This is a genomic window from Vogesella sp. LIG4, from assembly GCF_900090205.1.
Lineage (GTDB): Bacteria > Pseudomonadota > Gammaproteobacteria > Burkholderiales > Chromobacteriaceae > Vogesella.
The window spans coordinates 4140330-4147242 of record NZ_LT607802.1; the positions used below are offsets into that span (position 1 = coordinate 4140330).

Sequence of the window (6913 nt, forward strand, 5' to 3'; positions counted from 1 at the left end):
GGCATATGGCTGATATGTAAGCAGGGATTTTTCGTGAGCAACGCAGTATCGCAACGAAAGCAGACGTTTTCGAGGTGCCCAGCAAACTGCCCCACCGGGTGGGGCAGCCGGATCAGTCGGTAATTTCGTACCAGTACACCTTGGAGCGTATCTTGGTGCCGATACCGCCGGAGAAGCCGCCCGGGTCGGAAATCAGGCCGAACAACGGCACGTCGACGATATTGCCGTTGCTATCCACCTGGGTCGCCACGGTGGGGTCACCCAGGAAGCCGCTGCCGGCAGTGATGTAGCGGTCGGTCAGCGCCCAGCCGGCAACCCCGTCGGTGGTATCGCTGTATGGCGCGCCATTGCTAAAGTTGAGGATATAGATACGCGCCACGCCCAGTGTCGGCGTGCAGCTGCCGCTGTTATAGCTTGCCGTGGCAGTACAGCCGGTACTGCCGCTATAGGTGTAGCTGTAGTTGGGCATGAAGGTGGCAAAGTACAGCACACCGTTCAGGGTTACCGACTTGCCGGATACCCGCTCGCCGCCCAGCAGGCTGCAGCCCAGGTCACGGCTGGTCAGCGCACCGTTCAGATTGATATACCAGCCATTGGCAGATGCCAGCGAAGACGTTGCCGCCGTCTGTTGGCTGCTGTTACCCAACTGCACCAGATCCGCGGTGGCATCGTACAGGTTGGACAAGGTGTACGGGGTAGTAATGGCATTGGTGGTCAGGCCAGGGTCCTTGATCGAAAAGAACATGTCCTGCACCGCCAGACTGAACGGTTTTTCACGATCACCGGAGCCCAGCTGCACCCGGTCCGCGGTATCGCCAAACACCACGTCCGGCTCGTACATGAACTTGCGGGCACTGGTGCCGCTACCACCCAGCGTGGCGATCTTGTTGACGCTGAAAGTCGGCACCGTATTCGAGCCGGACTTGGCGGTGCCCAGATCCACCCGCCAGACATTGCCGCCGGTATCGCCGGCATACAGCCGCTCCACATAGCCGTTCAGGTCGCGGTCCACGGTGGCAATGCCGCCGGGGATGCTGTAGTCCATGCCGCTTACCTTGGTACAGGTCGGGTTGCTGCCGCTAGTCGTACAGTCGGTGGAGACATTGCCGGATACTGCCTTCCATACCAGTGCGCCGGTAAAGGCATCCACAATGAAAATACCGCGCCCCATGGACCTTGCCGAGCCGCTATCCTCGGCTGCCGCATCGTAGCCGGCACCAAAAATCAGTACCGGGTTGGTATAGCCGGCAATCTTCACCACCTTGGGTGGCGACCAGGTCTGCCCCAGCTCATTGAAACCGGTATCGGCACTGGTATGGCTCCACAAATAGCTGGGAGCCGCCGCCGGATTGGTCACATCAAAGGCATAGATCAGCCGCCCGCCACGTCGCGCAGTCGGGTAGATATACACTTTGTCCATCTTGGTGGAGTCGGTCTTGCCGGTATTGTCGTAGCGCCGGTCGCCATCGGCATCCAGCAGGTAGCTGCCGATCGGGCCATCAAAGAAATATGGCTTCTTGTTGCTGGACGACAGGATGGGCGTGTTGTAGTACAGCCGCCCCAGGCCGGAATAGAACTCCTGCGGCAGGAACGACCACAACTCGCCGCCATCGGCATTGTTGGCCCCGCCCTTCACCGCATGCAGCAGGCCATCGTTGCCACCGTAGTACACCACCACGTCGCGGTTGGCCGGCTGGCCGCTGCGGTTGTAGTTGATCGCCAGCGGGCTGGAGTGCACCACATCGCCGTGCAGGAAACCGCGCACACCCGTAGTCGATCCACCGGATGGATCATCGGAATTCACATTGCGGCCACGTACCCAGTTGATCATGTTGTTGATATCAGAGCTGGAGGTCAGCCCGAACGAGGTATATGGCAAACCGGTAAGTGTTGTGTTCGCCGTATTGAATTGCGTCAAGCCACTGGAGCAGGTCGCGCAGGTATAAATCTTTCGCGTGTCAGTGCTCGCATAATCGTTGCGCAAATGCTCGGCATTACCACCCTTGATGGTCAGCGAGCCATCCGGAATATCCGAGGTGCCACCCGGAGACTGCTGGTCAGGGTAGCTGGTAGCATTCCAGAAGGTGGAACTGGTACTCCAGAAGCTGGTGGAGGTATCGGTAACCTGCCCCAGTGAGTTCACCACCGTCTGCCCATTCTGGTCCAGGTACACATATTTATTACCAGCAAGACCCAGCTGATACTGTTTCAGGTTGCCATGCCAGCGCGGCAGATCGTTCGCATCGGTGCGGAACATACCTACATACACCTGGTTAAGTGTAGTGCCGTAGTTGTTGACACTGTTTGTTACTGCGGCAGAGGTAAATACGCTATTAACCGAAAGAATTTCGTTAAACACACCCTGCAGATCATTCTGGATCTCGCTAGTGCTCGTAGGGTCCACGACCTTGATATAGCGGCCACCACCTACGTTAGCCATGCTTTGTAGCAAGGCCTGCATATCAGGGTAATTGCCACCTGAGGTCTTACTAGGAATGTCAATAGTATAGGTTGTTATGTTTTGTGTACCACCTATATTACCATTTATGTCGGTGCCATGAATATACCGAGACCATTCATCCGCCCAGTCATATTGATAGTGATTTGGATTAAGCGCAATTGTAGATGGTGTATTATTACCATTAATAAGTTTCAGATAAGCGCCAGAATTATCATTATCATTAGTATTGTCACTTACAGGACCATTACTGATATAAATAATAAAATTCTTCTGACATGCATTCGTAGAAGGACTATTATAGTTAGTAGTGTTTGTCAAAAATGCCTTGGGGTCAGTTTTTAATTTAACCCCCGAATAAGCCGCATTGCCAGCGAAATAAAGATATGCTTCACGTATAGCCTGTGATAATTTACCGCCATTACTTCTATCATTCCCAACATCCAATCCGTTGACTATTCCAGACAATTGTGGAATTGTGCCACCAGTGCCAGAGGTCATATTCTGAACAGCATAGCGTACATAACCGCCATCTATCGTACCATTTCCGCTACCCGTTTCCGTAAACATCATCAGCCCTACATTAAAAGCGCCAGATGACAAGGAGCCAAATAGATTTATCAAAGCTGATTTTTCCGCGCTAAATGCCGTATTCCAGTTAGCGGTATTATCCAGAACAATCAAAACATTTGGGGCGGCAGCAGGACTCGCCACATTAGGGTTATTCATGAAAACATCGATATCCTGGTTTTCCAGGTCGGCATAGCTGAGCAGCGCATGCATGCACAGCACTAATGCGAACAGCCACTTTTTCATGTTTTGCTCCTCACTCCCGCCCGCTGGGCTAGAAGCAACTATTCGAGTTCTTGGTCAGCATCCGCACACCTTGATGCGTTACCACCTGGGTACCGGTACGGTTATCGGTAACCGTTGCCTGCAGATCCCATTGCACCGCGTAGGTCTGGTAGCCGGTGGACGAGCTGTCGAACACGCGAAAGCCGGCACAGCTTGGCCGCGCAACCACCACGGTAAAATCGTTGCTGCCATCCTTGTTGCTGTCCACCTGGAAGGTCTGCGGAAAGGCATTGGGGTTGGCAAGCGGGTCAGCAGTTACTGACGCAGGCTGGTTAAGCAACTGATCAAGTATCAGTTGCCCTGCATTCAATGCCTCGTCGTGCGCCTGGCTGTTCGACACAATGCGCAAATGGGTCATGCCCAGGCGGATGCCCAGGGTAACCAGGATGGTGGATATCAGCAGGAACATCAGCGTGATAAACAAGACGTTACCCGCGCTACGTCTATTCACTACCGCCTCCTAGCCCCGACGTTGTTCAGGTAAATGGTCTTGCGAAACAGCTTGTGCTTGTACTTGGCCGCATTCCCCGTCGGGGTGTAGGTGACACCAGATGCCAGCGTATAGACATTGCTATCGGTATAGCCTGCCGTAATCACATTGGAGCGCGCCAGCAGGGTGATGCGCAGCGCTACCACCCTCGCCCACTGGTCCGTGGTGCTGGGCGTGCGGGTATAGGTATCAGGCGCACCATCGTATTGCACCACGATGTTGATGCCGGAAGCGTTAGTAACAGTATGGTTACTACCGGCCATATCCAGCCCGTACTCGATGACCATGCGCTCGATGCCTTCTACCAGCGGCGTGTCGGTATAACCGGTGGCAACACCGGTATCACCCAGTTCCAGCATGCGCAATGTCGGCGCATCACTACCAGAAACACACGTGGTGCCGCTGGTATCCACGCAGCGCCCAATATAGAACGTCCTTGCCAGAAAACGCTGTATATCACCGGCGCTGCCATCAAGATTGGTCAAGTTAAACGAAGCTGCATTGCTACCCGTGGCAATCACCGGATCTCTCAAACGCGCTACGCCTTGTAAATAGACATTTCTGGCTACCAGTGCACCGGAAGCAATAGGCGTCGGATCAACTTCACGCACCAGAAAGGCATCGTTATCGGAATACAGATTGGCACTGGGAAGACAGGTAAAAGCGCTGGACATGGTCGCCGATACTGCACCAAATACTGCAAAAGCCAGGGCGTTAGTACCGCTCGCGGTGGTATACATATATTGTGGATTGGTTTCACATGCGCTGGGCATGGTAGCCGAAGCATCTGGAAAATCATCCATATAGGTATAGCGCCCATAATAGCCGGCAATCTGCACGTACTTGGATAATACATCCATGGCATAGCGGCCATTTTCTATCTGCACAAACTGATTATCCAGTTCGCGCTGATTGCGACTATGCGCCACATAAAAAGCACCGACCGCTGTCAGTAACAGCAAGCCAAGAGTCATGGAAATCATGATCTCGACAATACTAAAGCCAAACTGTGTATGATTTTTCATCATCAATAAGTTGGCGTTAGATTGACTGTCTGTACCCATCGCGCCATCACTCTGCGGTAAGTTTCACTACCATATAGATTCGCTCCACAACTCAAAGCGGCAGGTGGTGCCGTTGTCGCTGTTTTCGCTTGCCAGGCAACCTGGATCAGGACCCCGGATGTATCCTGCGTAATACAGCCCCTGGCTCCTATCATGGCACCGACAGAGCTACTTGCATTACTCACCGCCGCCCCTTGTAACTGCCCAGCCCAGTCCTGCAGATCTGCTGTTGCCATGGCCGCGGTATCGGTAGTAATACTGCCGGAAGCAGTACAACTGCCAGAAATAGTGGAACCCACCCCCAGATAAGACACCGTACCGCTGCTACCATTAGCGGTATACGAGTAATAACAGGAAGCAGCATCCTGATTAGCGCGAAGCTTCTGCGCAATATCGTCAATCAATACCAATGCCTGGGCACGCTGATATGATTCAAACTCTGCCTGGTTCGCCCGCATACTCAGCGAGGCAACACCCAGAAAGCCGATTAAAAAAACAATCAGCGCCACCAGCACTTCTATTAACGTAAACCCTGCTTGCTGTCGGTTAATGGCTACCATATCAGCACCCGCTATCGGCAACATCGGTCAAACCGGACAAATACAACTTAACACAGCGCTGTGAGCCCTGATCGGTTCTTGCCACGGTAAATGATGTGGCCGCAGCAGCCCTGCCATTGCGGTTTACCGATGCAGTCGTCGCGCCGGTCACCGTCAAGTTGTTGTCATTAAAAGTATTCTGTACCGCCAGTTGCAATGTGGGTGAAGCAGTCGTTGCGATTATCCACCCCTGCTGACATCCGCCTGCATTACATGTCAGGGTAATTGTCTGGCTGCGTTTTACCGCTTCCGAACGGGTAAAAATCAATGCGGAACGGAGCTGCTCGGAAGCGGAGCGCACCCGGTTACGAGCGATGAATGCCTGAAAGGCGGGCACCGCCATTGCGGCAAAAATAGCCAGTAAAATAATACCGATCATCAACTCAAGCAGGGTAAAACCATGCTGACGAGTAGGATGGCCCATAATCAATTCCACTTATTGCTAGGCAACTTCTGACCATTTGACATCAGGGTCAGCGTCCCATCCGTAGCTTGCATACCCGTGGTGGCTGGAGTAGCCACAACAGAATATGCAGGCGGACTCGAAGCATTGAACGCCGTTACTGTAATACTGTAGACCTTTGCCACATCTGTCGGCACAGTCACCCCCAAGGATGCCGTGCTACCGGCATAGCTGCGCGCATCCAGTACATACTCTTCCTGTTTGGCCGCTACTTCCGTCATGAATGACTCGGCCGCCGAACGGTTGGTTTTGATGACATACGAAACATATGACGGATACGCAAACGCAGCAATAATGCCCAGAATTGCGACCACTACCATTAATTCGATCAGCGTGAAGCCACGTCGAAAATGACAAATGTGTTTTCTATCAATCATCTAGCATCACCTGTGAGCCGATTTTTCATTATAACGTCTACTCTCAGGGGCGCACGGCGAATGACAATTTCTGAAAACCAGGCGAGGCCTTTCACAGTCGCGGATATAGCCAACAGTGGACAGTACACAACATGATGGATATCGGAAGTGATGCAGGCGGCCGGATCGGCACCTTGGCCGCATGCCAGGGAGGGAGTGTCAAGAAGCACGGTGCGGGCATTACTTCGCGCCTGCTACGGTGGCCAAAGGTTGGCCGCAAGGGATGGGAGCAAGGGCGGTGTTGGTGACCGCCGCCACTTGACAGCAGAAACCACAAAGCCCGCAGCAGCGGGCTTTTTGTTTGACTGATGCGAATCTACGGCCAACGTTGGCCGCAAGGGTGGTCGCGTCGTCGGCTGGGATGAGGGCGCGGGCGGTGGAGCTGGCCCACGCCGCAAAGCACAAAGCCCAGCTTGATTTCTCAAGCTGGGCTTTCTGTGGGGGAGTCTGGCGGTGTCCTACTTTCACACGGGTATCCGCACTATCATCGGCGCTGAGGCGTTTCACGGTCCTGTTCGGAATGGGAAGGCGTGGGACCACCTCGCTATGGCCACCAGACATAAACTGT

Annotated in this window: 6 protein-coding genes and 1 rRNA gene; all 7 read right to left on the reverse strand. The window is 53.7% G+C overall.

Annotated elements, in window-relative coordinates:
* Positions 1-112: 112 nt before the first annotated feature.
* The 7 genes from PSELUDRAFT_RS19070 to rrf all read right to left on the reverse strand — a co-directional run bounded on the left by PSELUDRAFT_RS19070 (position 113) and on the right by rrf (position 6903).
* Positions 113-3274, reverse strand: a complete 3162-nt coding sequence (locus PSELUDRAFT_RS19070; protein ID WP_088968321.1) for a pilus assembly protein — start codon at positions 3272-3274, stop codon at positions 113-115.
* Positions 3275-3302: 28 nt separating this feature from the next.
* Complete coding sequence (locus tag PSELUDRAFT_RS19075) at positions 3303-3737, reverse strand: hypothetical protein (RefSeq protein ID WP_088968322.1); 435 nt, start codon at positions 3735-3737, stop codon at positions 3303-3305.
* A gap of 26 nt (positions 3738-3763) precedes the next feature.
* Positions 3764-4867 carry a PilW family protein gene (locus PSELUDRAFT_RS19080; protein ID WP_088968323.1) on the reverse strand — a complete coding sequence of 368 codons (1104 nt, stop codon included), beginning with the start codon at positions 4865-4867 and terminating at the stop codon, positions 3764-3766.
* A complete protein-coding gene (gene pilV / locus PSELUDRAFT_RS19085) occupies positions 4831-5427 on the reverse strand; it encodes a type IV pilus modification protein PilV (protein ID WP_157725184.1) in 597 nt (198 codons plus the stop codon). Before pilV ends, PSELUDRAFT_RS19080 begins: the two co-directional genes overlap by 37 nt.
* Position 5428: 1 nt before the next feature.
* Entirely contained in the window at positions 5429-5890 is a 462-nt protein-coding gene (locus PSELUDRAFT_RS19090; RefSeq protein ID WP_088968325.1) for a GspH/FimT family pseudopilin, read from the reverse strand.
* Positions 5891-5892: 2 nt separating this feature from the next.
* Positions 5893-6306: a type IV pilin protein gene (locus tag PSELUDRAFT_RS19095; protein WP_088968326.1), complete on the reverse strand. Its 414-nt coding sequence runs from the start codon at positions 6304-6306 to the stop codon at positions 5893-5895.
* Between the two features lie 484 nt (positions 6307-6790).
* Positions 6791-6903: ribosomal RNA gene (gene rrf, locus PSELUDRAFT_RS19100) — 5S ribosomal RNA — on the reverse strand.
* Between the last annotated feature and the right edge of the window lie 10 nt (positions 6904-6913).